Source organism: Agrobacterium pusense (assembly GCF_013285525.1).
Taxonomy (GTDB): Bacteria; Pseudomonadota; Alphaproteobacteria; order Rhizobiales; family Rhizobiaceae; genus Agrobacterium; species Agrobacterium pusense.
This window is the reverse complement of record NZ_CP053856.1, coordinates 268,580-290,865: the sequence shown is the minus strand read 5'-3', so window position 1 is coordinate 290,865 and position 22,286 is coordinate 268,580. Positions and strand designations below refer to the sequence as shown.

The following is a 22,286-nucleotide window of genomic DNA, read 5'->3' as shown; positions in this document are numbered from 1 at the left end:
ACTTGATCCGGGGTCCAGTGCGATCAAGTCCTTGATCGCTTAAGACTCTTTCACGGCGCAGACGCGCCGTGGCTGGATGCCGGATCAAGTCCGGCATGACGGAGGAGGGATTTGCAGCCTCTATTCGCAGGCTAAACGCGCGGCAATCGCCACATATTCGTCTTGACCTTTCGCCCCCCTGCCCTTAACGCCCCTGACACAAGGTTACTGGCGAATTTGCAGGGATATTGACCATGAAAGTTCTGTTGATCGGTTCCGGCGGACGCGAACATGCGCTGGCGTGGAAAATCGCCCAGTCTCCCCTGCTTGATGCGCTCTACGCAGCCCCCGGCAATCCCGGCATCGCCGACCATGCGAGGCTAGTGGAGCTGAACGTGGAAGATCATGCTGCCGTCATCGCCTTTGCGAAAGAAAAGGCAATCGACTTCGTCGTCATCGGCCCGGAAGCGCCGCTGGTCGCCGGTCTGGCGGATGACCTGCGTGCCGCCGGCATCGCCACTTTCGGGCCATCGAAAGCGGCAGCCCAGCTGGAGGGTTCCAAGGGTTTCACGAAGGATCTCTGCGCGCGCTACGATATTCCGACCGGCGCTTACCAGCGTTTCAAATCCGCAGAGCCGGCCAAGGACTATGTCCGCGCACAGGGTGCGCCCATCGTCATCAAGGCCGACGGGCTTGCCGCCGGCAAGGGCGTGACCGTGGCCATGACGGAAGCGGAAGCGCTCGCCGCGATTAACGACTGCTTCGACGGCGCTTTCGGCGCGGCCGGCGCCGAAGTGGTGGTGGAGGCCTTCCTCGATGGCGAGGAAGCGAGCTTCTTCTGCCTTTCCGACGGCAAGACCGCGCTGGCGCTCGCCACCGCGCAGGATCACAAGCGCGTCGGCGATGGTGATACCGGTCCGAATACGGGCGGCATGGGTGCCTATTCGCCCGCCCCCGTAATGACCGCGACCATGGTGGAGCGCACCATGAAAGAAATCATCGAGCCGACGATCTCGGGCATGGCGAAAGATGGTAATCCCTTCTCCGGCGTGTTCTTTGCTGGACTGATGATCACCGCCAAGGGCCCGGAACTCATTGAATACAACGTGCGCTTCGGCGATCCAGAATGCCAGGTGCTGATGATGCGCCTGAAAAGTGATCTGCTGCCCATCCTCTACGCCACGGCCACTGGCACACTGGACAGGGTTGACGCGGAATGGCGCGACGAGGCTGCGCTGACCGTCGTCCTGGCTTCCAAGGGTTACCCCGGCGCATACGACAAGAACACGCCGATCGCGCATATTCCTGAAGCGAGCGAAGAAGCGAAGGTGTTCCATGCCGGCACTGCGTTGAAGGGCGACAGGCTGGTGGCTACGGGTGGCCGCGTGCTGAACGTTACCGCCCTTGGAAAGACCGTGACGGAGGCGCAGGCCCACGCCTATGCGCTGGCGGACAGGGTGGAGTGGGAAAACGGCTTTTGCCGGCGCGATATCGGCTGGCAGGCTGTGGCGCGCGAAAAGGCCTGATTTTTAGATCAAACGGGCCGGCAACGAATATTTCGTTCAATTTTTACCAAGTTTGCTGACCCGATGGAAACGAAACGCCGGTAATACTTGCCCGAACATGGAATGGCGCACTTTGCCCGGATCAAGAGGCGGCGCCGTTATTTGGGGGCTTTTTCGATGCGGCGTCTTCTTCTGACAGCGATTGTCGTGCTGACCGGCGGGTCTGCCTTGGCGTCTTCCATCGAATATATCAACGGTGTTCATACCACCAATGGCAGCTTCATCCGTCGCGACTGCACGGGTTGCCAGCAGGTCAAGGAGAAAACCGCGGCGCAGGTTTACAGCATTCCTTCCATAGAACCCGGGACCCAGCACACGGAAATGCGGGAAGTGGATGGCAAACAGACGCTGGTGCGCACGGAAGCATGGCTTGGCGGCGCGCCCGTGACTTTTGTCAGCACCAATCCGGCATGGATGCCGAAGGAAGCGTCTGGCACCGCAATCGCCACCTATGACGACGCGGAGCCCACGGCGCACACGCAGGAAACCGCTGCGACGCCCGGCGGCATAGACATGACGACCACCACTGCGGCTACGAAGGAAATTTCGAGTACCGGTGCGGCGGCCCCCTCACGCGCGTCTACCTTGCCCGCTCCGACCAACTTCCCGGACTTCCAATTGCGCGGCAACTAACCCGCGGGTTGGATGACAAATGTCAAACAATCGCGTCCGCGCTGTATTTTTAAAGGCCATCAGCAACCATTTGGGGAATTAAAAATCCCCGAGAGGTTATTCCGCCGGCTGGCGTGATAAAGCTTCCACTAATTAAATATTTCTTCAAATTTTTGGCTGCTAAGTCATCTCATGGTGCAATGCAGCACAGCATGAGGCCTTGGGCGGATACCGCTCTTCGGGCCCTTCCCGGCGCATCATGCGCTTCTCCCTTTTCCGAAACACCGGCAGCGCGCGGCAAAGCGAGGCGCGCGAGGCCAAACGCTTGTGAGCGCCCATGAAGAACCTTTCCATTTCCCGTCAGTTGATCGTTCTCGTAGTGGCCCTGATGGCCGCCTTCGCCGTGGCAACCTTCTACCAGCTCAAGTCCGCCACCGACGCGATCTATGAGGAACGCTACGGAATGCTGCGGACTCAGGTGCAGTCGGCCATCTCCATCCTGCAATCCTTCCACGACAAGGAAAAGGCCGGCACCCTTTCGCGCGACGAGGCCATGAAGCAGGCTTATGCCACCGTCAGCGCCATACGCTTCACCCCGGATGGCTACCTCTTCGGTTATGATTACGATGTGACGATGAAGTTCCATCCCGATGCCAAGCGCGTCGGCGAGAACTTCAAGGGCAAGCCTGACAGCAAGGGTTTCGCTTATCGTGACGAGCTGGTGCGGCTTGGTCGCAATGGCGGCGGCCAGACGGATTTCTACGGCCCGAAGCCCGGCATGGAAGGCAATGACTACGCCAAGAGCTCCTATGCACTTGCCTTCGAACCCTGGCAGGTGGTGGTCGTGACCGGCGTTTACATCGATGATCTGAACGCACAGGTGCGCGGCGAGGTGATGAAGGCGCTATCCATCGGCGCGTTGATCTTCGTGCTGGCGCTTGCAGCCGCTTTCTATGTCATCCGTGGTATCTCGAAGCCCCTCGGCGATATTCACCGCGCGCTTGGCGAAGTCGCCAATGAAAACGTCTCGCTCGCCATTCCCCATACTGTCCTCACCAACGAAGTGGGCATGATGGCGAAGGCTACTGCCTCGCTTCAGGACAAGGTACGCGAGCGCCATGCCATGCAGCGCCGTGAGGAAGAACAGCAGCAACAGCTCAATGCCGAGCGCCAGAACAACCTCGACATGCAGCGCGACGAGGCAGAATTGCAGGCGCGTGTGGTCGCCACCATCGGCGAGGCGCTGGAAAAGCTGGCCGGCGGCGATCTGACCGTGCGCTGCGGCGACCTCGGCAACCGTTACGCAACGCTGCGCGACAATTTCAACGAGGCCCTGACCCATCTCGATGCCGCCATGGCCAAGGTAAATTCCAAGAGCATCGACATTGGCGGCTCAAAGGAAGAAATCCGCAAGGCCTCCAACGAGCTATCGCAGCGTACCGAACGGCAGGCTGCCAATCTGGAAGAGACCTCCGCAGCACTTGACGAACTGACCGTTGCGGTGCGCCAGACGGCGGAAGGGGCAGCTGACGCCGCCAAGCGTGTCACCACCGTCAGCTCGGAAGCCATGCGCAGCGACCGTGTGGTGGAAGAAGCGATCATGGCGATGAGCGGCATCGAGCAGTCTTCCGACCAGATTTCCAACATCATCGGCGTGATCGACGATATCGCCTTCCAGACCAACCTTCTGGCACTGAATGCTGGCGTCGAAGCTGCTCGCGCGGGTGAGGCTGGCAAGGGCTTTGCCGTGGTAGCGCAGGAAGTGCGCGAACTCGCACAGAAATCCGCGGCTGCCGCCAAAGAGATCAAGGACCAGATCGCCCGCTCTTCCGCCCAGGTGGAAAATGGCGTGCGGCTTGTGGGCGAGGCCGGCGATGCACTGAAGCGTATCTCCGACCAGATCAAATCCGCTAACGAGATCGTCAGCAAGATCGCCCACTCGGCAGCCGAGCAGGATACGACGCTGCGCTCGATCTCCTCATCGCTCAACCAGCTCGACGTCGCCACCCAGCACAATGCGGCCATGGCGGAAGAAACCACGGCTTCGGCGGAAGCGCTTGCCGTGGACACCGAAGAACTGCTGAACCTCATCCGCGGCTTCCGCGTGTCGTCCGGTCACCAGCTTCATGCCATGGCGCATGAGCTGCGCATGGCGGGGTGATACGCCGCAAGACTATCGATGAACAAAGGCGCCGGGGAACTCCGGCGCTTTTCTTTTAACGGGTCAGCATATCCAGCCTGTCGATATCGGCAGGTGAAAAAACGGCAATACCGGCTTTTTCGAGCAGCGCCGCCGTCACCCCATTGCCCGCATGTTTGACGCCAGAAAACGAACCGTCATAGATCGCAACCGATCCACAGGACGGGCTGCCGTCGATCAGAAGCGCGTATGTGCAGGCATTGGCCCTCGCAAAGGCCAGCGCCCTTTCTGCGCCGGCAATGAATTGCGCCGTGACATCGCCGCCGGTCACCTCTAGCACGCGGGCGCGGCCCTCCAGCACATCGAGACCGGAGGCACGATCTTCGATTTCCGCCGGCGGGCGCGGCACGGGCATACCGCCCGCCATCTCCGGACAGATCGCCACCAGCCTGCCTTCGCTGCGCCAGCGGTCGATCGCCGGGTGGAAGAAGGGCTTGCCTCTGCCGTCGTAACGGACAGGTTGGCCGAGGAGGCAGGCGCTGATGAGGATTTTGGAGGTGGGGTGGGTCAATGGGAAGTTATCCTGCGGGAGTTGAGGCTGTGGCTTAACCCCTCTGCCCTGCCGGGCATCTCCCCCTCAAGGGGGAGATCGGCGAGAGGCATGCTCCCCCTCTTCCCGAAACGTTCAACGTGGTTGAGAGCTCGCCACAAGTCGATCTCCCCCCTTGAGGGGGAGATGTCCGGCAGGACAGAGGGGGGTGAACCGCGCACACTGACATGTACGGCTACCCCAACCCTATCACCCCGTTATCTTCGAGAAATCCGCAACCGTGCCAGTTGCCTCGCGAATGGCCTTCAGCAACGCCAGACGGTTGGCGCGGATGGCCGCGTCCTCGTCATTGACGAGCACATCTTCGAAGAATTTATCGACGGGTGCGCGAAGCGTCGAAAGCGCCTGCATGGCAGAGCGGAAATCTTCGCCGTCAACAGCCTTCGCGGCATCGGCAGACGCGGTCTTGATCGCCGCATAGAGCGCCTTTTCGGCATCGAGCTTCAACAACTCTTCCGAAACGCCATCCGCCACCACAGTCCCCTTCTTCTCCTCCGCGGCCAGAAGCTGGGTGGCGCGCTTGGCGCCTGCCAGAAGGTTGCGGCCATCCTCGCCGGTGATGAAGGCGGTGAGCGCTTCGACACGGCGGGCGATCATCAGCAGGTCGTCGGATTCCGGCGTCAGGACGGCGTCGATCAGATCGTAACGCGCGCCGAGATCGCGCAGATAGACCTTCAGGCGGTCGTGGAAGAAGGAGAGAAGGTCGGGGTCCTTGGCAACGCTCAGCAAAGGCAGGCGCACGTTTTTCTCAAGCAGAATACGCACCACACCCAGCGCCGCACGGCGTAGCGCGAAGGGGTCCTTCGAGCCGGTGGGCTTCTCATCGATGGCCCAGAAGCCGATGAGGGTGTCGAGCTTGTCGGCTAGAGCGACCGTGATCGCCACCTTATCGGCCGGCAGGCGGTCGGAAGGGCCTTGCGGTTTGTAGTGATCTTCGATGGCGGCGGCGACGCTTTCGTTTTCGCCCTGAAGCGCCGCATATTTGCGGCCCATCAAGCCCTGAAGCTCGGGGAATTCGCCGACGGCTTCGGTGCGCAGGTCGGCCTTGGCCAGAACAACGGCGCGGTCCACCAGCGCGGCATCGGCGCCGACGATCGGGGCCAGCGTCTTCGCCAGGTCGCGGATGCGGGATACGCGCTCGCCCTGCGTTCCGAGCTTGGCGTGAAAGGTGACGTTGAGCGCATCGAGCTTCGCCATGCGCTGGTCGAGGGGCTTTTTAAGATCGAGGCCGAATTTTGCAGCCGAGTCCTTCAGCGTCTCAAGATCGGGCAGATCACCCTGGTCACGGGTCCAGAAATGGCGGGCATCGGACAGGCGCGCGCGCACGACCTTGCCATTGCCGTGGATGATTTCCTTGCCGCCATCACTCGCTTCGATGTTCGAGACAAGGATGAAGCGGTTGGAAAGGCCCTCTTCCGCACCCTGGTTGCGGGTGACGAAACACTTCTGGTTGGTCTTGATGGTGAGGCGGATGATTTCTGCGGGGATTTGCAGATAGTCCTCTTCGAAAGTGCCCATCAGCACCTGCGGCCATTCGACCAGGCCGGAAACTTCTTCCAGCAGGCCTTCGTCTTCCACAAGGTCGAGGCCGTTGGCGAAAGCGAGGTCCTTGGCGTCGTGCAGGATGATGTCCTTGCGGCGCTCGGCATCGAGAATGACCTTCGCCTTTTCGAGGCTCGAGACATAATCCTCGAAACGGCGCACGGTGATCGGACCCGGCGCATGGAAACGATGGCCATAGGTGACGTTACCGGCAACGATACCATCGATGGCAAACGGGATGACCTGCGTTTCATCGTGTTCGGGGCCGAACAGGCAGACAATGGATTGCAGCGGCCGCACCCAGCGCAGGCTTTCCGAACCTTTGCCTTCGATACCGGCATAGCTGGAGCCTTTCGGCATCGAAGCGGGGCCGGAGCGCATGGATTTCGGCCAGGGGAAAGAGCGGATGATGCCGGGCATCACCTCGGCGATGATCTCTTCCGCCGGACGGCCCGGCTTGTTGATGATGGCGATGTAGAAATCACCCTTCTTCGGATCGGAAACAACCTGCGCTTCCGAGATATCGTTGAGGCCCGCGCCACGCAGAAAGCCTTCGATGGCCTTTTCATTGGCATCGGTGCGCGGACCCTTCTTTTCCTCACGCACATCGGCCGAGCGGGCGTTGAGGCCACGAATATCCAGCGTCAGGCGACGCGGTGTCCAATATTCACGCGCACCTTCATAGGTCAGCCCTCTCTCCACCAAGGCATCGGTGACGAGTTTCTTCAGATCGCCCGCCGCCTTGCGCTGCATGCGGGCAGGGATTTCCTCGGAGCGAAGTTCAAGCAGAAGATCGGGCATGGGATAAGGACTTTAATCTGTTGCAAAAGAGTGTCGCGGACTTAGCAAGACCAGCGGCAAAAGTCACCAGCTATCGCTTAAATTACCGCGGCAGGCATCACCAGCCGCCGCCACCGCCACCGCCGCCGCCAGAGCCGGAAAAACCGCCCCCGCCCCCGCCTGAGAAGCTGGAGCCGGAAGAGCTGACAGGCTGCGGAATGGTGGAGGCGATTGTGCTTGCCATAGAGGTTGAGAACCCGCCGATCCTGTCGCCAAAGCTGCCGTAATTGCTGCCCAGGTACCAGCCGGGCACATAACTTGCCGCGGCGGCACCGGCAGCGGCGGTCGCGAGCCAGGTCTCGAACGTACGGCTCCAGGGCTTTTCGACGCCGAGCGCCACGGCATAGGGCAGCAGCGTTTCGAAATGTTGCGGCGACATGGCCGGCGCGCCCGCCATGTTCATCCGGTCCTTTTCGGCCAGCGTCAGATAGGTCCGCAGGCCTTCGATGCCATCCATCAGCTTGCGACCGAGCGGCGTCGGTGCGCCCATCAGAAACAGGAACAGCGCATTGGTGAGCACGATTCCGCCTATGGCAGCGAGCGCCAGTGACTTGGTGTCATGTGTAACGTCAAGCAGGATTTGCGTGGCGATGCCGCCAATGGCCGAAAAGGCCACGAAACCGGCAAAGGCGAGCATGACGATGCCGCCGATCCGCTTGCGCAGCGGCGCGCCGCGCGAAAACTGCCGGCCGATGCCAATCGAAAGGATGCTGAAAAAGAAAGCAAAAAAGCCAAAGACCAGCACAGCGGCGATGGCGCTCTCATCCAGATCGCCGAAGACCAGCGTCGCAACGATGAGGGCGAGGCTGAGGAAGATACCGAAGACGGTGTAGCCGGCATTGCTGCGGTAATACTTGCCGCGATGTTCTTTCTCTATAGCTGCGCGAAACTGTTTGCCGACCTTCTCGACCTCCGCCCCATGGGCCTTGTCGATGGTTAGTGTCTCCCCCGGCCCACCGATGGAGGAAAGCAGCGTCTTCTGTCCCGTCGGCAGGTTGTCGGCCGTCGCCTTTTGCGTGCGGCGGATGACGATGGCGTTCTTCAGGTCCTCCAGAACCACATAACCTTTTACGGCCAGATCAAGTGCCGAAGCGGAAAGCGCCGTCCAGCCCGCGCCGGAAAAACCGCGGTTATCGACGTAATTGACCAGCGCCGGGGAAAGTCCATCCGGCGCGTCCCAGCGCGGCACGACGACGCCTTTTGCCGGGTCGCGGCCCACGGCGAACCAGGCTCGCAGATAATAGAGGAGCACGACGAAGAGACCGCCGCCCGAAAGGAGGATGGCGAGATTGTCCCGCAGCCACCACCCCGCCTCCTGCGTGGTGTCAGGAGCCGCTATAGCCCCCTTGGGCAGTTTCACCGCAACCGTCATGCCCTCGCCCACCGAAAAGGGGCGAGTGGAAGCGAAGAAAACCTCGTTGCCCTCACTGAGGATGCGGGCGTCCTTGCCTTTTGCGCCAAGCGGACCGGTGAAGACGGCGGTATCCGTCGCCTTGATACCATCAGGCAACGTGATGGTGGCGGAAATCTCGCCCATGGGAAATTGCCAGCCATTGCCGGTAACATTCCAGGTCAGCTCGTCATAGTCGCCGAAATAACGGATCTGCCTCGCGGTGGTGTAGGTGATCTGGAAGATATGCTCGCCCGTCGGCAACATCCTGTCGGCGCTGCCGGTATAGATGCGGATGCCGCCATCGATGGTTTCGGTGCGCCAGTTCTCGGGCGCACCATCGCGCTCCACCGAAACGACGCTGAAATCCACCTTGGTGCGGCGGTTATTCGCATCCAGCGCATAAAGCGGGAAATCGCGGAAGATACCGCGCTTGATGTTCTGGCCTTCGGCGCGGGCGGTGATGGTTTCCGTCACCGTCAGCTTTCCGTCTCGCGCAACCTCGATGACGGAATGATACGAACGGATGAACTCTTCCGCGAAAGCCGGGAAGGCCGCGCCCAGGAAGACGAACAGCGCGAGAAATCTTGCGGCGATGGTCTTCACGGGTGATTTCTCCTTAAGTGAATGGAGCGTTTCCGGTTTCAGAATACAGTCATTGCCGTCATACCGGGCTAGACCCGGTATCCAGCAGCCGCGCGTCTGCGCGGCTTGAAGAGTCTTTCGCGATCAAGGACTTGACCGCACTGGATTCCGGCTCAGGGCCGGAATGACGGAAAACCAATACCGTTCTTCTAATGCTGCGGCTCGGCAGCGCTTTCCTTTTCGGTATAGTCGACGCCGAGCGAGGCGAGGGCCTTCCAGTAACCGGGATAGGTCTTGGCCACGCAGGCCGGGTTCTGGATGGCAATGCCGCCGATCTTCAGTGCGGCCAGCGCAAAGCTCATGGCGATGCGGTGGTCGGCGAAAGTGTCGATGGAGGCCTTGACCGTTTGGCCCGCAAGCGAGGGATCGGGATGCACGATCAAGTCGTCGCCTTCCTCATGCGCCAGACCATCGCGGATTTCGTTGAGGCCGAGTGAGACGGCGCGGATTCGGTCGCATTCCTTGACGCGCAGATTGGCGATGCCGACGAAACGCACCGGCGTTTCATTAAAGGCGGCGAGAACCGCAATGGTGGGAATGGCATCCTGCATCTGCGAACCGTCGATTTCAGCGGGCAGGTGGGGAAACTGCGCCATGACCTCATGGGCCTTGGCATCCGGCTGGGTGAACTTATCGGCCGGCGTGCCGATATCGATGGCACCGCCGGTCAAAAGCTCAGCGCCCCAGAGATAGGTGGCGGCCGAGGCATCCGGCTCGATGTGGAAATCGGTTGCCGTGTAGCCGGTCGGATGCACGCGCCAGATGGCGTTGCTGACCCGCTCCACCTTCGCACCGAATGCTTCCATGGCTGAGGTGGTGAGATCGATGTAGCCCTTCGCGCCGATTTCCTCACCTTTGAGGATGATATCGACAGGCTTGTTGCCGCAGGCGGCGGCCATCAGAAGTGCGGACACATACTGGCTGGAAAGATTGGCGTCGATCGTGACGCTGCCCTTCGGGAAGCCAGTACCCTTGCCGCAGACGGTGACGGGCGGGCAGCCGGTCGGCGCCTCCGCCTCAACGCCGAGGGAGCGCAGGGCTTCCACCAGCGGCATGATCGGGCGTTTGCGCATATGCTCGTCGCCATCGATGATGACGGCGCCATCCACAAGGGCGGCAGCGGCGGTGAGAAAGCGGGTGGCTGTGCCGGCATTGCCGAGGAAAAGCGGCTTTTCCGGCTGATGCAACCCACCTGAACTCTCCACCACGAAGGTGGTGGCGTCAGGCTCGGTTACCTTGACACCCATCTCACGCAGCGCTTCTGCCATGTAAAGCGTATCGTCGCTTTTCAGCGCGCCCGTGAGACGGCTTTTGCCCTTGGCAAGCCCGGCCAGCAGAAGTGCACGGTTGGTAATGGATTTGGAACCGGGCGGCTCCACCTTGCCGGAAAGCGGGTGGCCGGGCGGGGTGATGGTCAGTTCGATCATGATCGTCGTCTTGTCAAAGTATGCGGCGCAAAGCCGGGCTATCGGAATATCGGCGGGAATTTGTGAGCCGGTGCTTAGAACTTCACCGTCGGCACGGCGCGGTCGGCCGGGTTGTCGATCTCGAAATAGGGCGCCTTGGCAAAACCGAACTGCCCCGCCACGAGATTGGACGGGAAGCTCTCCACCTTGACGTTAAGATCGCGGGCAGCGCCATTGTAATAACGGCGCGACATCTGGATCTCGCTTTCGATGGTTTCGAGCGAGCGCTGCAATTCCAGAAAGTTGGAGTTGGCCTTGAGGTCGGGATAGGCTTCGGCAAGTGCAAAAAGCTTGCCGAGCGCCTGCGACAGCAGCCCTTCCGCCTGGGCGCGGCCTTCAACGTCTCCCGCCGGTACGGCCTGCGCCCGGTTGCGCAGGTTGATCACCTCCTCGAAGGTGCTCTTTTCATGGGCCGCGTAACCCTTTACGGTCTCGATGAGGTTGGGGATGAGATCAGCGCGGCGCTTCAGCTGCACGTCGATGCCCGACCACGCCTCTTCCTTCATCTGCCGCGCCTTGACGAGACCGTTATAGATGAAGACGACATAAAGCGCGATTGCCGCGATGATTGCCAGCGTGATGAACATGAATTGCGATTCCCAGCTTCGTTGCGCGCACGATAACCGCTCATTACCGCAAAGTCATGGGGCTTCGCTCATTCTGTCCGCTTTTGGCGGAACGGACCCGCTGCAGGAAGCAGCGCCCGTTATTTATAAAAGACGGTACAATATAATTTCAGGCCGGATACCTTACGGACAAAAAGAGTATAGGAGGCAAGCCTGTAGCCTCGCTCAGCCCAATATTCCTTGTTTCCCTCCAGATGATTCCAGCCGTCTATGACCCAGTCGAGCATTTTCGTATTGCGCGTGTAGTGCATGCGGACGAGCGCGCTGCCCACATCGAGAGAGCGCTGGCCGCTATCCTTGCACTCCATGCGGGTGACGATCATTCCAAAAGAACGCAGCTTGTCGGCGCGGGCAAAGGCATCGTTGCCGCTCATCCAGTCTGTCGTTTCCGCAGCCGCGCCATTACCGAGAACGCATCCGAGTGTAAGCACATATAGAAAACAGAAATTTCTAATATTATTCACGGTTAAACCCATTGCCCTATTCAGCCATACGAATCCACACAAAATAAAAGGCCGTCAAGAACGGCCTTTCAAATCATCAAAGTTAGACAAGAGCTTACCGCTAAAAATCAAGCGGCCCTGTTCCAGTTCAGCCCGCCCGCATCCGTCAGCAGGAAAGCTTCGCCGCAGGCTTTGGCCAGCGTGCGCACGCGCAGGATATAGCTTTGACGTTCCGTCACCGAAATCACGCCGCGCGCATCCAGAAGGTTGAAGACGTGGCTGGCCTTGATGCACTGATCATAGGCCGGGAACACGCATTTGTGCAGGCGCTGATTATCGTTGTCACCGGGCGCACCGGCAGCGAGAAGCGCCTGGCATTCCTTTTCGGCGTCGATGAAATGACGATGCAGCATGGCTGTATCGGCGAATTCGAAGTTGTGGCGGGAATATTCCTGCTCGGCCTGCAGGAAGACGTCGCCATAGGAAATCTTCTCTTCGCCCTCGCGGCCGTTGAAGTTCAGGTCGTAGACATTGTCGACGCCCTGGACATACATGGCGAGGCGTTCCAGACCATAGGTCAGTTCGCCCGCGACCGGCGAGCATTCGATGCCGCAGACCTGCTGGAAGTAGGTGAACTGCGAGACTTCCATGCCATCGCACCAGCATTCCCAGCCGAGGCCCCACGCGCCAAGCGTCGGGCTTTCCCAGTCGTCTTCGACGAAGCGCACGTCATGTAGCAGAGGGTCGAGGCCGATGGCCTTCAGAGAACCGAGATAGAGTTCCTGCAGGTTTGAAGGGTTGGGCTTCAGGATGACCTGATACTGGTAATAATGCTGCAGACGGTTGGGGTTTTCCCCGTAACGGCCGTCCGACGGGCGGCGCGAGGGCTGCACATAAGCGGCCTTCCACGGCTTCGGCCCAAGTGCGCGCAGAGTGGTGGCCGGATGGAACGTACCCGCGCCCACTTCCATATCGTAAGGCTGCAGCACCGCGCAGCCCTTGTCGGCCCAGTAATTATGCAGCGTCAGGATCAGCGCCTGAAAGGAACGCTTCGGGTTCATATGGTCGGGAACATCGGTCATTGCAGTCATCGCGGTGTTAGGAGGACAAGTAAGCATTGACTTACTTCGGATGCGGACTGGTGCCACGGCATGGCCTGAGGGTCAAGGTTTTATGCGAAGCGGCGATCAGCCCACGGCCTCGGCACGTTGACCACCGATGCCACGGTCTGCGAATTTCCTGAGAAGCCTGATCACCGGTTTTTCAAACAGGAGATGTGCTGCAACCGAGACAGCCAATGCCGCAAAAACAACCACGATCCCCGCCGTAGGGCCCGGCGCTATGATCTTGTAGACCACGGAAATAACCAGCCCGTGCAGGAGATAAAGCGCATAGGAGGCGTCCCCGATGATTTCAAAGGGCTTCAGCCACGCGATGGGCCAGCCACCCGCTCTTTCGATCCACACACAGCCCGCCACCAGCAGAACGGCTGGCACGCCCCAGTTCGCGATGCGCAGAAGGCCGGATTGCTCACCGATACCGGCCGCGAAAGCGAAGCCGACAAAAGAAAGCACGAGGGCCGCAGCGCCGCTGCGCACGCCCGCAAAGGCAATCTGCGACAGGAGAAGACCGGCGAGGAATTCCAGCAGCAGCGGCGAGGCCCAGATCTGCATAAAGGGAGACTGCCAGTCCGCCAGTTGCCCCAGGCAGACCATGCCCGTCAGGACAATGATCGTCACGGAAATGGGCGCGCGCAGTGCAAGACCCAACGCAAAAACGAGATAAAAGAACATCTCCATATTCAACGTCCAGCCCACCATCACGAGAGGCGTGACCTGGCCCGAAGCATCCGCATAAGGGATGAACAGCAAAGATTTCCAGAGATGGTCCATGGTAAAGGTGAATGTGGAAAACACGCCTGCCAGCGCGCCAAGACACATGAGCAATGTAACGGCCCAGTAGAGCGGCACGATACGGAAAAGCCGATGACGCAGGAATTTGGTGGGTGTCGCCTTATCGCCGACCATGCCCATCACAAATCCCGATATTACGAAAAACACATCCACCCCGGCGGCGCCTATCGTCAGAGGAGCCCCGACAATGTGAAAAAACATGACGGAAAGCGCGGCGACCGCCCGCAAAAACTGAATGGAATGAACTTTTTGCAAAACTACCCCGTCCGGCTGCGCAATGCGAGGCTTCCGCCGGATTAGGCCGAAGCAAAGCAGATCACCCTAAAATTTGTGGATCACTAATCGCACAATCGGGACGAAAATACTCGGCGAATTTCAGGGCTGTCCCGAAAAGCTGATTTTTGGGTTAACCCCCAATCCTTCTGGACTGGCAAACGAGATTGTCCGGGATGACTGCGCCTTACGCCTCATCCTCACGCTTCACGCGGTACTCCCCCGTCTCGGGATCCTTGATCAGCGTGCCGATCGCTCCGGTCTCGCGTTCCTTCTCGCGCTGTTTCGATTTTGCCGAGAGCTTTTCCGCATCGCGAACGAAGCGGCGGTAGAGGATGATGGCCCCCACCACCAGAAGAATGATTGTAATAAGCTGCGCCATAAGGCTTTATTCCCGCGACATCATAGACCGAAACGCGACCACAATGCCTTTTCTTCGGCGACCTCCGCAAGACCCGCGACGGCGCCCGCCGCCAGCCTTGGGGTGTCGAGGCCAAACGCAGCATTCACACCAGGTACTTTTTTACCGAACAAAGTCCGCCCGCCGCTGACGAGCTGGAGCTTGACCTTTTCACCATAACGGCGGCGCAGAACCTCGCGCATGTCACCCAGCCCATCGATCAAGCCAAGGTCGAGGCCACGCATGCCGGTCCAGAACAGACCGGAGAAGATCGCCTCGTCGCCCTTTAACTTGGAGCCGCGGCGCATCTTGACCATATCAATGAAAACATTGTGGATTTCGACCTGTAGCGACTTCAGGTAATCGATGTCGCCTTCCTTTTCCGGCTGGAAGGGATCGAGAATGACCTTGTTCTCGCCGGCTGTATAAACGCGCCGCTCCACACCGATCTTCTTCAACATTTCCGGAAAACCGAAGCCGCCGGAGACGACGCCGATCGAACCGACGATTGAGGTGGGGTCGGCGATGATCTCGTCGCCGGCAAGAGCGATCATATAGCCGCCCGAGGCCGCGACGTCCTCCACGAAGATGAGGGCTTTCTTGTCCTTTTCCTCGGCAAGCTGGCGGATACGGTTATAGATCATCCGCGCCTGCACCGGCGAACCACCGGGCGAATTGAGCGAAATGGCGACGGCCGGAGCATCCTTGACGGCGAAGGCCTTTTCGAGAAGCGGCGCATAGGAAGCGAGATTGAGGGCGGGGCGGAACTGGTTGCCGCCGGCCATGATCGCGCCATGCATGCGCACCACGGGAATGACGAGCTCTTTTTTACGAAAGCGTTTCGGCACAAGAAGCTTCAGCAAACCCACCAATCAATCCTCACAGCAATGACTTCATCGACACGGATGTATGTATCGCCGGGCAAAACACAATGGCATGCGGCTGGCGTCACGGTGATTTTATAAGCCGGGTCTGATTGCCCTTACATTACGGGAATAGGCGGCGCGACCATTGTTGAGGTCATCCACGAAAGGGGTAAAGGCGTGGCTGCCGGTCTCGTGCATGATAAGCGGCGCGCGAAAAACCAACCGCGCGCGCGAACCCTTGATGGCGGTGACGAGCATTCGTACCGCATCCTCACCGGGACGTGGATGGATGAGGGTGATTTCCAGGCCGCCAAAACGGCTGCCGCAGGCAGCAATGATTTCCGCCACCGATTGCGGCCGCGCAATCAGGGAAAGTTGCCCGCCTGATACCATGATCGCGCCCGCAGTCCTGATCCAGTCTTCGAACAGGCCGTCCGTCATCGCGTGGGCCTCGGCCTTCAGAGCATCCGGCGTGCGGCGGTCGCCCGCATCATTATAGGGCGGATTCATGATGACGTGATGGAAATGATCGTCCGGCAAACCCGCTTCCACACGGGCTTTCGCGCGCAGCGTCACATCCGCTTCGCGCACCTCGACGCGGGCCGAAAAGGCTGCATTGTCAAGCAGTTCCAGACTGCGGCGGGCAAATTGCGCCATTTCCGGCGAGCGCTCATAGAGCGTCACCCTGGCCTTTTCGAGCCGCGCCGCAACCGCCATGCCGGCGGCACCGGCACCCGCACCCAGATCGGCAATCCGGCAGGGGCGGTCATCCGCCACCAGCGAAGCCAGAAGCATGGCGTCCATGCCGGCCCGATGCCCCCTGCCCTTCGGCTGGATGATATGAAACCGGCCCCGATGAAAGGCATCGATCGTTTCGGAAATGCCGTCGTCCACCGTCGTTCAAGCCTCTTCGTTGCGCAACTCGTCGCCGAGCCCGGCATCGATGAGGATACGGCGGGCCTGAGCCGCCCTATCTTCCTCTACCAGAAACCGGCGGGGCAAAAGGCCGAGAGATCCCTCCAGAATGCTCATTGCCTGATCGGCAATGAGGCAATGGATGCCGGCATCCTTCATCAGGCTTTCGGCGAAGGAGAGCAGCACGGCATCGTTGGTACGGATCAGTTCACGCATGGATAGACCTTAAATTCCCATCTTTTTGAATGGCTAGCGGCAATTCGCCCCTTGCCGCGCAAGGCGTCAGTTTTTATTGTCGAATTCAAATTCGAACTGGAGTCCTGTCCCTTGGGCGTCGTCATACCGCTTGAAGAAAGCAAAAACAAACTCGCATCCGTCAAGCCGCTTGTCGACCTGACCCGCCCCGATATGGAACGGGTGAACCAGCTTATCCTTTCCAAGGCCGGTTCCGACGTTCAGATGATACCCGAGGTGGCCAACCACCTCATCTCGTCCGGCGGCAAGCGCCTGCGGCCGATGCTGACGCTCGCCTCGGCCTCGATGTTCGGTTACGAGGGCGACAACCACATCAAGCTCGCCACCAGCGTGGAGTTCATGCACACGGCGACGCTTCTGCATGACGACGTGGTGGATGAAAGCGATCTGCGTCGCGGAAAATCCACCGCACGCACCATCTGGGGCAACCAGGCAAGCGTTCTCGTCGGCGACTTCCTGCTTGGCCAGGCCTTCCGCATGATGGTGGATGTCGGCTCTCTCGATGCCCTCGACGTGCTCTCCACCGCCGCCTCGGTCATCGCCGAGGGTGAGGTGCTGCAGCTTTCGGTCGCCAAGAACATGGAAACGACCGAGGACGATTATCTTCAGGTGATTCGCGCCAAGACGGCTGCCCTCTTCGCCGCCGCGGCCGAAGTCGGCCCCATCGTCGCCAAGACCGACAAGGCGACCCGCAGTGCACTGAAATCCTATGGCATGAATCTCGGCCTCGCCTTCCAGCTGGTCGATGACGTCTTGGACTATGGCGGCAAGTCCGCCGATCTCGGCAAGAACACAGGTGACGATTTCCGCGAAGGCAAGATCACCCTGCCGGTCATCCTGTCCTATCGCCGCGGCACGCAGGATGAGCGTGCTTTCTGGCGCAATGCCATCGAAAATGGCGAGAGCAGCGACGATAACCTCGAAAAGGCGCTCGGCCTGATCACAAAATATAACGGCCTCGGCGATACGATAGGCCGTGCAACGCATTATGGCACCATTGCCCGCGATGCGCTTGCACCGTTGCCGCAGAGCCCCTGGAAAAATGCGCTTCTGGAAGTGATCGACTTCTGCATCGAGCGTCTGAACTGACGCCGCAGGCCAGGCGAAAGGCGGATGGAACACAGCATCCGCCCGAGGTTGCGGGCCTGACTCTCCGCGAGGCGTGATTGTGGCCGGGGCCATAATTTCTTGCGGGGTTGCTTCAAAAAAGCCATTCTGTAGTGACCAAACAATGGAAACTGATTTTTCCGTGCTTCTGCACAAAGGCAAAGGTTCCCTCATGCGGCGTAAACCAGCACTCCGTCTTCTCTGCAGCGCGGCTCTTGCCGCCGCTCTCGCAATCGGCGCGGGTGCAAGCCCCGGCTTTGCGGAGACGAAGGCGACACCGGAAGACAAGGCCGTTACGTTCGACCCCGGCAAGGTCAACACCTTCTCCGGCGCCTTCCTCGCCGGACGCAATGCCGATGTCGATCAGGATTATCCCACCGCAATTTCGCTCTACAAGAAGGCGCTGGAATTCGACCCTGCCAACTCGGAAATCCGCCAGCGGCTGATGATCGCCGAACTTCTGAGCGGCAACTTCGAAGCCGGCGCCAAGATTGCCGATTCGATGAAGGACGATACCTCGGTGGAACGCGTCACGACCATCGTGCGTGGCCTCGACGCCATCAAGGACAAGGAATTCGCCAAGGCCGAGAAAATCCTGAAATATTCCGGCCCGAACGATCTGGACCGCATGGTCAACACGCTTCTGACCGCCTGGGCGCGCGCGGGTTCCGGCAAGCCGAAGGAGGCTCTGGCGCTCGTCAACAACATGAAGGGCCCGGGCTGGATTTCGATCTTCCAGAAATACAATGCGGCAGCCATCGCGCTTGTTTCCGGCAACACCGAGGCCGCCCGCAAGAGCCTGAACGAAGCGGTAACCGACCGCGAAGGCGGAGCGACCGCCTCCGATACCTATATGCGCGCAGTGATGGCGCTCGCAAGGCTGGAGGCTTCCGCCGGCAATAAGCAGAAAGCGCTGGATGCGATCGCGGTCGGTGACACTTTCGCGCCGAATTACGCACCGCTGAAAGCGCTCCGCCAGTCCATCGAAAAGGGTGAGAAGCCGGAGCAGCAGATCACCAATGCCGTGGAGGGCGCCGCCAGCGTCATGTTCTCCATCGCCGGTGCGTTGAACCGCGAAGGCGCCGAAGAGATCGTCACGCTTTATCTGCAGACGTCGCGCGCGCTCGATCCGAAGAGCCCGGATACGCTCATTCTTCTCGGCGGACTTGCAGAAGCCATGAAGAAGCCGGAACGTGCCATCGCCTTCTATCGCGAAGTGCCGAAGGACTCGCCGATGTATCGCATCTCCGAGCTGCAGCTCGGACTGACGCTGGCGCAGACCGAAAAGGTGGAAGAGGCACGCAAACACCTCAAGTCGCTCCTCGAATCCGACCCCAAGGATATTCGTTCCTACCTCGCCTATGGCAGCGTGCTGTCCGATGCCAAGGACTACAAGGCCATGGCGGAGAATTACGACAAGGCCGTTGAAGTGATCGGCGCCGTGCCGCAGAAATCCGACTGGACGGTGTTTTTCCAGCGCGGCATCGCCTACGAGCGCCTGAAGCAATGGGACAAGGCCGAACCGAATTTCAAGCGGGCGCTGGAGCTGAACCCCGAGCAGCCGCAGGTACTGAACTATCTGGGTTATTCCTGGGTGGACAAGGGCATCAATCTCGATGAAGGCATGAAGATGATCAGTCGTGCCGTCGAGCTTCGTCCGAATGACGGCTATATCGTCGATTCGCTCGGCTGGGCGCATTATCGCCTCGGCGATTTCGACGATGCCGTGACCGAACTGGAGCGGGCAATCGAACTCAAGGCCGGTGATCCCACCATCAACGACCATCTGGGCGATGCCTATTGGCGCGTCGGCCGCAAGATCGAGGCGGTCTATCAGTGGAACCGCGCATTGATCGGCGACAGCGACGACGTGGACAAGGCCAAGGTGAAGGAAAAGATCGCCAACGGCCTGCCGCCAGTCGAAAAGGATGCCGAGAATACGGCCAAGAAGGACGTCGCGCCGCAGCCGCCGGCTCCTCCGGCCCCGGCGACCCCTGCTCCGGACAAGAAATCCTGACGCCACATGGCGATGCAGGGCATTTCCGGGGCGGCCGAGACAGTCGAGGCGGCCCCGGCCAAGGTTAATCTGGCACTCCACGTCACCGGGCAGCGGGCGGATGGCTACCATCTGCTTGAATCGCTGGTGGTGTTTACCGAAGCCGGCGACACGATCCATATCCAAGACGCCGATGTCGACAGCTTCTCCATCTCAGGACCGTTTGGCGATCTTCTACACGCCGGCGATGGCGGCGATAACCTCGTTACCCGGGCCAGAGATTTGCTGCGCAACGCGCTCGCATCAGTTGGTCAACCAGCGCCCCCGGTCGCCATTCATCTTGAAAAGAATCTGCCCGTTGCATCAGGTATAGGGGGCGGCTCGGCGGATGCGGCGGCAACGCTGCGGGCGCTTCTGCGCCACTGGCGTGCCGGGATAACACCGGATAGGATTTCGTCGATAGCGCTGAGGCTCGGTGCGGATGTGCCTATGTGTCTTGAAAGCCGATCGCTGATCGCGCGCGGCATCGGCGAGGACATCGAACCGGTCAATGACCTGCCGGAACTGTTTCTGGTGCTGGCCAACCCGCTGAAGGCGGTCTCGACGCCGGAGATTTTCCGGCGATTGCAGAACAAGGCCAACCCGCCTTTGCCGACGCCAGCCAAGGTTGGCGAGGTGACAATCGGCTGGAAGGATTTTCTCGCGGAAAGTCGCAACGATCTGCAACCGCCGGCCCAGGCGCTTCTGCCTGACATCGGCGAGATCATCGGGTTGCTGTCTGAGGAGGGCGCCACCCTTGTGCGCATGTCCGGTTCGGGGGCAACCTGTTTCGGGATTTTTCATTCCTTCGATGCCGCCCAAAACGCGGAAACATCGCTTCGGAAGAAGCGCCCAGGCTGGTATTTTCAGGCAACGCGGACCATTTGAGGGCCGGATATTTCGAGGACAAAGCCATGGCAGGCGATAGACCCTTCATTCCCCTTGGCATTGCGGTTCTGACCGTTTCGGACAGCCGCACGCTGGAGAATGACAAGTCCGGCGATACGCTGGTCGCAAGGCTGGAGGAGGCAGGCCACAGGCTCGCCGCCCGCGCCATCGTGCCTGACGACAAGACGGCGATCGCAGACACGGTGCGCGAATGGACGCTCACTGACGGCGTGGATGTGGTCATCACGACAGGCGGCACCGGCTTTACCGGCCGCGATGTGACACCCGAGGCGCTGGAACCGCTGTTCGAAAAGCGCATGGACGGGTTTTCGGCGCTGTTCCATCGCATTTCCTACGACAAGATCGGCACCGCCACCATCCAGTCACGCGCGACCGGTGGTGTGACGAATGCGACCTTCATCTTCGTGCTGCCGGGATCACCGGGGGCTTGCAAGGATGCGTGGGATGGCATCCTCAAGGCGCAACTCGATTATCGTCATCTGCCGTGTAATTTCGTGGAAATCATGCCGCGGCTGGATGAGCATTTGAAGCGTGGGGCTGGTGGGGTTTAGGGCACTTGATCGAGGGTGCGTGGGGCTTTACCCCCCTCTGCCCTGCCGGGCATCTCCCCCTCAAGGGGGGAGATCGGCAAGAGGCGCTACCGTCACTTTATCCGTAAGCGTTGAGATGAGCGAAATCTCACCACGAGTCGATCTCCCCCCTTGAGGGGGAGATGCCCGGCAGGGCAGAGGGGGGGAAAGCCCCACCCACTTTCGGTTCGCTCTAAATTGACAGTTGACGCCTGTCCGCCTCCCCCACCGGCGAGAAGAACAGCTGCCCGCTCAAAACCCATCACCCCAGATACTTCCTGAAAAACTCCACCGTCCGCCCCCAGGCGAGATCAGCAGCCGCCTTGTCATAGCGCGCCGCGGAGGTATCGTTGTTAAAGGCATGGTTGACGCCGTCATAGACGAAAATCTCGAAGGTCTTGCCGTTCTCCTCCAGCGCCTTCTTGTAAGCATCGATGCCGGCATTGATGCGCTCATCGAGACCGGCATAATGCAAAAGCAGCGGTGCCTTTATGGCCGGCACATCGGCCGCCGGGACCTGCTGACCGTAATAAGCGACGCCGGCATTCAGGCCCCCCGATTTGGTGGCGAAACGGTTGACCAGCCCGCCGCCCCAGCAGAAACCGATGGCGCCGACCTTGCCATTCGCCCCTTGCCTTGCCGCAAGCCAGACCCGTCCCGCTTCGGCATTGGCGACAGTTGCATCCATGTCGAGACCACTGAACATCTGCCGCGCCTTCTCCTCATCAGCGGGCGTACCACCCTGCGGCGAGAGGAAATCGACCGCGAGCGCCCGAAATCCGGCGAGCGACACGCGTCTGGCCACATCACGGATATGGTCGTTGAGGCCACGGTTCTCGTGAATGACGATGACGGAACCGATGGGGCCGGACGCCGATTTCGGCGTGACGAGATAACCCTTCATCTCGCCGCCGGGCGCCGGATAGGTCACGTCTTCCGCAACAATGCCAGCATCGTCAGGCGCGACGATGGCGGCGCGGGCGCTGTTGGCGGAAAGAAGGGGCGCAATTGCCGCCGCCGCCGCGCCGGAGCCGGCCAGCACGGTGAGCTTTTCCATGAATTTGCGGCGATCAAGGCTGAGATGGGTATACTCATCATAAGCGTCGATCATGGCCTGCGTAATCTTGGGCTTGTCCATCGCTCTATCCTCCTTGGACGCACGGATGCGGGAGGATAACGCAGATCT

20 protein-coding genes are annotated in these 22,286 nt (G+C 60.2%); 7 read left to right on the top strand and 13 right to left on the bottom strand.

What is annotated here, in order from left to right; genetic code table 11:
• Window positions 1-233 precede the first annotated feature (233 nt).
• The 3 genes from purD (at window position 234) to HQN82_RS01360 (ending at window position 4,317) form a co-directional block, all read left to right on the top strand.
• Entirely contained in the window at window positions 234-1,505 is a 1,272-nt protein-coding gene (gene purD, locus HQN82_RS01370) for a phosphoribosylamine--glycine ligase (protein ID WP_112767080.1), read from the top strand.
• 156 nt (window positions 1,506-1,661) lie between these two features.
• Window positions 1,662-2,177 (top strand): plant virulence effector HPE1-like domain-containing protein, encoded by a 516-nt coding sequence (locus tag HQN82_RS01365; RefSeq protein WP_112767087.1) that lies wholly within the window; start codon window positions 1,662-1,664, stop codon window positions 2,175-2,177.
• A gap of 316 nt (window positions 2,178-2,493) precedes the next feature.
• On the top strand, window positions 2,494-4,317 hold the full coding sequence (locus HQN82_RS01360; protein ID WP_173614463.1) for a methyl-accepting chemotaxis protein: 1,824 nt from the start codon (window positions 2,494-2,496) through the stop codon (window positions 4,315-4,317).
• A gap of 55 nt (window positions 4,318-4,372) precedes the next feature.
• Here the strand turns inward: HQN82_RS01360 and HQN82_RS01355 are convergent, their stop codons facing one another.
• From HQN82_RS01355 to HQN82_RS01300, 12 genes are all read right to left on the bottom strand, one after another.
• Complete coding sequence (locus HQN82_RS01355) at window positions 4,373-4,867, bottom strand: 2-thiouracil desulfurase family protein (RefSeq protein WP_173614462.1); 495 nt, start codon at window positions 4,865-4,867, stop codon at window positions 4,373-4,375.
• Between the two features lie 228 nt (window positions 4,868-5,095).
• Entirely contained in the window at window positions 5,096-7,249 is a 2,154-nt protein-coding gene (gene glyS / locus HQN82_RS01350; protein ID WP_173614461.1) for a glycine--tRNA ligase subunit beta, read from the bottom strand.
• A 97-nt stretch (window positions 7,250-7,346) separates the two neighbouring features.
• The gene (locus tag HQN82_RS01345) at window positions 7,347-9,284 is read right to left on the bottom strand and encodes a DUF2207 domain-containing protein (protein WP_173614460.1); all 1,938 of its coding nucleotides are present in this window, start codon (window positions 9,282-9,284) and stop codon (window positions 7,347-7,349) included.
• 188 nt (window positions 9,285-9,472) lie between these two features.
• A complete protein-coding gene (locus HQN82_RS01340; protein ID WP_173614459.1) occupies window positions 9,473-10,750 on the bottom strand; it encodes a 3-phosphoshikimate 1-carboxyvinyltransferase in 1,278 nt (425 codons plus the stop codon).
• Window positions 10,751-10,824: 74 nt separating this feature from the next.
• Window positions 10,825-11,376 carry a LemA family protein gene (locus tag HQN82_RS01335; RefSeq protein WP_112766819.1) on the bottom strand — a complete coding sequence of 184 codons (552 nt, stop codon included), beginning with the start codon at window positions 11,374-11,376 and terminating at the stop codon, window positions 10,825-10,827.
• A gap of 119 nt (window positions 11,377-11,495) precedes the next feature.
• Entirely contained in the window at window positions 11,496-11,879 is a 384-nt protein-coding gene (locus tag HQN82_RS01330) for a hypothetical protein (protein WP_223215408.1), read from the bottom strand.
• 107 nt (window positions 11,880-11,986) lie between these two features.
• On the bottom strand, window positions 11,987-12,949 hold the full coding sequence (locus HQN82_RS01325; RefSeq protein WP_020813609.1) for a glycine--tRNA ligase subunit alpha: 963 nt from the start codon (window positions 12,947-12,949) through the stop codon (window positions 11,987-11,989).
• A gap of 96 nt (window positions 12,950-13,045) precedes the next feature.
• Window positions 13,046-14,026 (bottom strand): acyltransferase family protein, encoded by a 981-nt coding sequence (locus HQN82_RS01320; RefSeq protein ID WP_112766818.1) that lies wholly within the window; start codon window positions 14,024-14,026, stop codon window positions 13,046-13,048.
• Between the two features lie 205 nt (window positions 14,027-14,231).
• Complete coding sequence (locus HQN82_RS01315) at window positions 14,232-14,426, bottom strand: NfeD family protein (RefSeq protein WP_004440115.1); 195 nt, start codon at window positions 14,424-14,426, stop codon at window positions 14,232-14,234.
• Between the two features lie 20 nt (window positions 14,427-14,446).
• Entirely contained in the window at window positions 14,447-15,313 is an 867-nt protein-coding gene (locus HQN82_RS01310) for a S49 family peptidase (RefSeq protein ID WP_427832742.1), read from the bottom strand.
• A gap of 90 nt (window positions 15,314-15,403) precedes the next feature.
• A complete protein-coding gene (locus HQN82_RS01305; RefSeq protein WP_112766817.1) occupies window positions 15,404-16,204 on the bottom strand; it encodes a tRNA1(Val) (adenine(37)-N6)-methyltransferase in 801 nt (266 codons plus the stop codon).
• A gap of 6 nt (window positions 16,205-16,210) precedes the next feature.
• A complete protein-coding gene (locus HQN82_RS01300) occupies window positions 16,211-16,441 on the bottom strand; it encodes a putative signal transducing protein (protein WP_004440111.1) in 231 nt (76 codons plus the stop codon).
• Window positions 16,442-16,552: 111 nt separating this feature from the next.
• On the opposite strand from HQN82_RS01300, the gene HQN82_RS01295 reads away from it, so the two are divergent.
• From HQN82_RS01295 to moaB, 4 genes are all read left to right on the top strand, one after another.
• A complete protein-coding gene (locus HQN82_RS01295; RefSeq protein WP_173614457.1) occupies window positions 16,553-17,569 on the top strand; it encodes a polyprenyl synthetase family protein in 1,017 nt (338 codons plus the stop codon).
• Between the two features lie 142 nt (window positions 17,570-17,711).
• Window positions 17,712-19,604 carry a tetratricopeptide repeat protein gene (locus tag HQN82_RS01290; protein WP_037090857.1) on the top strand — a complete coding sequence of 631 codons (1,893 nt, stop codon included), beginning with the start codon at window positions 17,712-17,714 and terminating at the stop codon, window positions 19,602-19,604.
• Window positions 19,605-19,610: 6 nt separating this feature from the next.
• On the top strand, window positions 19,611-20,510 hold the full coding sequence (locus tag HQN82_RS01285; protein ID WP_112766816.1) for a 4-(cytidine 5'-diphospho)-2-C-methyl-D-erythritol kinase: 900 nt from the start codon (window positions 19,611-19,613) through the stop codon (window positions 20,508-20,510).
• A gap of 26 nt (window positions 20,511-20,536) precedes the next feature.
• Complete coding sequence (gene moaB, locus HQN82_RS01280; protein WP_162699436.1) at window positions 20,537-21,082, top strand: molybdenum cofactor biosynthesis protein B; 546 nt, start codon at window positions 20,537-20,539, stop codon at window positions 21,080-21,082.
• Window positions 21,083-21,362: 280 nt separating this feature from the next.
• On the opposite strand, the gene HQN82_RS01275 is transcribed toward moaB, so the two are convergent.
• Window positions 21,363-22,238, bottom strand: a complete 876-nt coding sequence (locus HQN82_RS01275; protein WP_112766147.1) for a dienelactone hydrolase family protein — start codon at window positions 22,236-22,238, stop codon at window positions 21,363-21,365.
• Window positions 22,239-22,286 lie beyond the last annotated feature (48 nt).

Bases quoted from the DNA above. Each gene is read 5' to 3' on its own strand.
- purD (WP_112767080.1), top strand. From the start codon at position 234: ATGAAAGTTCTGTTGATCGGTTCCGGCGGACGCGAACATGCGCTGGCG.
- HQN82_RS01365 (WP_112767087.1), top strand. From the start codon at position 1,662: ATGCGGCGTCTTCTTCTGACAGCGATTGTCGTGCTGACCGGCGGGTCT.
- HQN82_RS01360 (WP_173614463.1), top strand. From the start codon at position 2,494: ATGAAGAACCTTTCCATTTCCCGTCAGTTGATCGTTCTCGTAGTGGCC.
- glyS (WP_173614461.1), bottom strand. From the start codon at position 7,249: ATGCCCGATCTTCTGCTTGAACTTCGCTCCGAGGAAATCCCTGCCCGC.
- HQN82_RS01340 (WP_173614459.1), bottom strand. From the start codon at position 10,750: ATGATCGAACTGACCATCACCCCGCCCGGCCACCCGCTTTCCGGCAAG.
- HQN82_RS01335 (WP_112766819.1), bottom strand. From the start codon at position 11,376: ATGTTCATCACGCTGGCAATCATCGCGGCAATCGCGCTTTATGTCGTC.
- HQN82_RS01325 (WP_020813609.1), bottom strand. From the start codon at position 12,949: ATGACTGCAATGACCGATGTTCCCGACCATATGAACCCGAAGCGTTCC.
- HQN82_RS01315 (WP_004440115.1), bottom strand. From the start codon at position 14,426: ATGGCGCAGCTTATTACAATCATTCTTCTGGTGGTGGGGGCCATCATC.
- HQN82_RS01300 (WP_004440111.1), bottom strand. From the start codon at position 16,441: ATGCGTGAACTGATCCGTACCAACGATGCCGTGCTGCTCTCCTTCGCC.
- HQN82_RS01290 (WP_037090857.1), top strand. From the start codon at position 17,712: ATGGAAACTGATTTTTCCGTGCTTCTGCACAAAGGCAAAGGTTCCCTC.
- HQN82_RS01285 (WP_112766816.1), top strand. From the start codon at position 19,611: ATGGCGATGCAGGGCATTTCCGGGGCGGCCGAGACAGTCGAGGCGGCC.
- moaB (WP_162699436.1), top strand. From the start codon at position 20,537: ATGGCAGGCGATAGACCCTTCATTCCCCTTGGCATTGCGGTTCTGACC.
- HQN82_RS01275 (WP_112766147.1), bottom strand. From the start codon at position 22,238: ATGGACAAGCCCAAGATTACGCAGGCCATGATCGACGCTTATGATGAG.